Origin of the sequence: Thermus thalpophilus, assembly GCF_022760915.1 — a bacterium.
Taxonomy (GTDB): Bacteria; Deinococcota; Deinococci; order Deinococcales; family Thermaceae; genus Thermus; species Thermus thalpophilus.
In genome coordinates this window covers 1-2,817 of the sequence record NZ_JAKTNS010000071.1, presented here as the reverse complement: position 1 = coordinate 2,817, position 2,817 = coordinate 1, and the positions used below count along the sequence as shown (strand labels likewise).

Below are 2,817 nucleotides of genomic sequence, written 5' to 3'. Positions count from 1 at the left end.
GGGCTTCCTTTCCGCCAAATACCCACCCCTAAGCCCCGTCTTCATCCCCCCAAACACCCCCTCCACCACCCCACGAAACCGGTACACCGCCGGGTCCCACACCTCCCGCCCCCAGGCCCGCAACCCATCCCGCGCCTCACCCCCTCCCCGCAACCGAATCCGCGGATGGAGCTCTAGCTCCGCCACCCTCCCCCACACCTCCTGCCCGTCAAAACCCGCGTCCGCCACCAACGTCCCCCCACGGGGACCAAACCTCCCCAAGGCCCATGCCCCCAAGACCGTATCGGAAGCAAACCCCGTCCCCACACTCCTCCCAAAGGGTCAAAGGAGCTTCCTCCCCCGCTCCCACCGCACCAGGGCCAGGAGCCGGCTGTGTCCCCGCGCCCGCCGCACCTCCTCCCCCCTGCAGTACCGTGGGTGAGGACCTCTTTGGGGCTCGGCTCTCGCTGGGGAAAGCCGCGCTTGCCCATGGCGCTAGGATGTATACCGTACACGAAGTTTGCAAGGCAAGCCCAAGGCTACTTGACCTAAAGCTAGGGTTCCACTAACCTAAGTTAGGAGGTGGAAAATGAAACGGTTTGTCGGCCAAGGGGTCGTTTTGGCGATTCTTCTTGCTTTTGGCTTTTGGTCCGGCCTTGCACAACAGCCCCGGATAGAGTCCCTGCTTCCCCAAATTAGGCTTCCCCAAGGGTTTAAGATTTCCATTTTTGCCTGGGTTCCTGGGGCCCGGTCTATGACGGTTAGCAGTCCGCTAGGCGTGGTCTTTGTGGGTACCCGTCAGGACACGGTGTACGCCGTAGTAGACCGGGACAAGAACGGGGTGGCTGACGAGGTGATCAAATATGCCACCGGACTAAAGGTACCAAACGGGGTGGATTTCAAGAACGGATTCCTTTATGTGGCTGAGCAACACCGCATCCTTCGCTACGCGGCAGCGGAGTTTGACCTCTATAAGCCCTTTCCTCCAGACGTGATCTTCGACAAGTTGCCTGACAAGGCGCTCCACGGGTGGCGCTACATCCGGATAGGTCCTGACAACAAGCTCTATGTGGCCGTGGGGGCCCCCTGCAACATCTGCGACCTTGAAGGGTATGAGGGAACCGTTTTGCGCATGAACCTTGACGGTAGCAACCCTGAAGTGTTCTTGTCTGGGCAGCGCAACATCGTGGGTATGGACTGGCACCCGAGAACGCGTGTGTTCTACGCCACTAATAACGGAGCGGATGGGATGGGCGACGATGTTCCACCCGACACGCTAATTCGTGCTGACCGACCGGGGCTATTCTTCGGCTTCCCGTATGTGGCCACTGCAGGAGGCAAGGTGAAGAGCCCGGGTTACGAAGACAAGCAGCCCCCCATGCCCGTCACCCCTGCCGTCATGGAGTTCCAGGCACACTCGGCTACCTTGGGAATCCACTTCTACCGGGGTAAAGTTTTTCCCGAGCCCTACCGTAGTGGGGCCTTCGTAGCTAGGCATGGTTCGTGGAACCGTAGCACGCCTGTGGGTTACGACCTGCTCTTTATTCAATTTGATGCCAAGGGCAACCCTGTTCGGCAGCAGCCGTTCGCCACGGGCTGGTTGGGGCCGACGGGTGCGTGGGGGCGGCCAGTAGACGTGAAAGAACTCCCCGATGGTTCGCTCCTGGTTTCTGACGACTTTGCTGGGGTGATCTACCGCATTACCTATACGGGGAAGTAGTCAGGACTAGGTCTTGCACTGCCCCTCTGCCAAGCGGCTTTGAAGTCGTATCGGGGAGGGGCAGAGTTGCATGTTTGTTGGGGGAATAAGCTCCAACCGCCTTCCTGTACAGCACATTTACTCAAACCCACATTCCGCACCCTTCTTCATGTGAGGAGATAATATCGCTCCACCCCCAGGAGCCGAACCACCGCTTCGTGGTGTGGGGAAAGGCTGAGTACCAAGGGCTTTCCCCCAAGGACCACCAAGCGCACCCAGAGGAAGTACTGGAACACCCACCGCAACGTGGGCCTTAGCACGGGTCTCCCCTCCTGGTCCGGCACCCACGCCCCCAGGGCGTACACCAACAGGGCCACCGCCATCACCATCCCCAGGACCATCACCCGCTCCGACCGCTTCAAGGAGGTGCTCTCCGCGAAGAACAAGGGGCCCTTCAGAAAGCGAAAGCCCCGCTCCCACCCCCGGTTGCCCGGCAGCAAGGGAAACCAACGCCTCCCGATCCGACGGGTTCCCATCCCCCGGGGCGTAAAGCAGGGGAATGCCCCCCGTGTCGGCGCAAGCCAGGTTCACCACCCACCGCTTGAGCTCCGGCCGATGGTCCCGGCTGTACCCGCGCACCACCCGAAGGGCCACAGGGTGCTCCCCGGCCACCTCCCCCCGCACCGCCTTGGCGATCTCCAGGAACACCTCCGTCACCCCAGCCTCGTACAGGGTGTCCAGCATCCGGCCCACGCGGTCATCGTTCAAGCGCTCCGGGGTGACCCCAGGGCCCAGGGGGTGCTCGGTGGGCTTGCCTTGGAAGAAGTGGCCAAAGAGGTACAGGGGAGAGGCGACGAAGCCCAGGGCGTTCAGGACGGCGGCCTTGAGTGGAGACCTTCTCCCCCAGTCTAGGCCCTGCGGTCCATGATGCCCGCCACCAGGCCCACCTGGGCCTGGTAGTAAACCTCTAAAGCGGGTGAGGGCTCCATCCCTAAATCCTAAGAGTGGTGAGGGAAGGTGCGGAATGTGGGGTCTAGGGAGGGCCAGCTGGAGCTGGTGAGGTCGTGTAAGGATTTATGTGTAAGGGTCCGTGTTTAATAGGGGGGCACACCTTAGCACGAGGAGGTGCCCCGTGGACC

1 protein-coding gene and 2 pseudogenes are annotated in these 2,817 nt (G+C 61.5%); 1 reads left to right on the top strand and 2 read right to left on the bottom strand.

From position 1 onward, the window contains the following. Positions 1-414, bottom strand: a pseudogene (locus tag L0D17_RS12940) (transposase); the annotation flags it as partial. Positions 415-568: 154 nt separating this feature from the next. On the opposite strand from L0D17_RS12940, the gene L0D17_RS12935 reads away from it, so the two are divergent. Then, complete coding sequence (locus tag L0D17_RS12935; RefSeq protein WP_243095670.1) at positions 569-1,699, top strand: PQQ-dependent sugar dehydrogenase; 1,131 nt, start codon at positions 569-571, stop codon at positions 1,697-1,699. A 146-nt stretch (positions 1,700-1,845) separates the two neighbouring features. Here L0D17_RS12935 and L0D17_RS12930 read toward each other — a convergent pair. Then, positions 1,846-2,667 (bottom strand): annotated as a pseudogene (locus tag L0D17_RS12930) (DUF4277 domain-containing protein). Between the last annotated feature and the right edge of the window lie 150 nt (positions 2,668-2,817).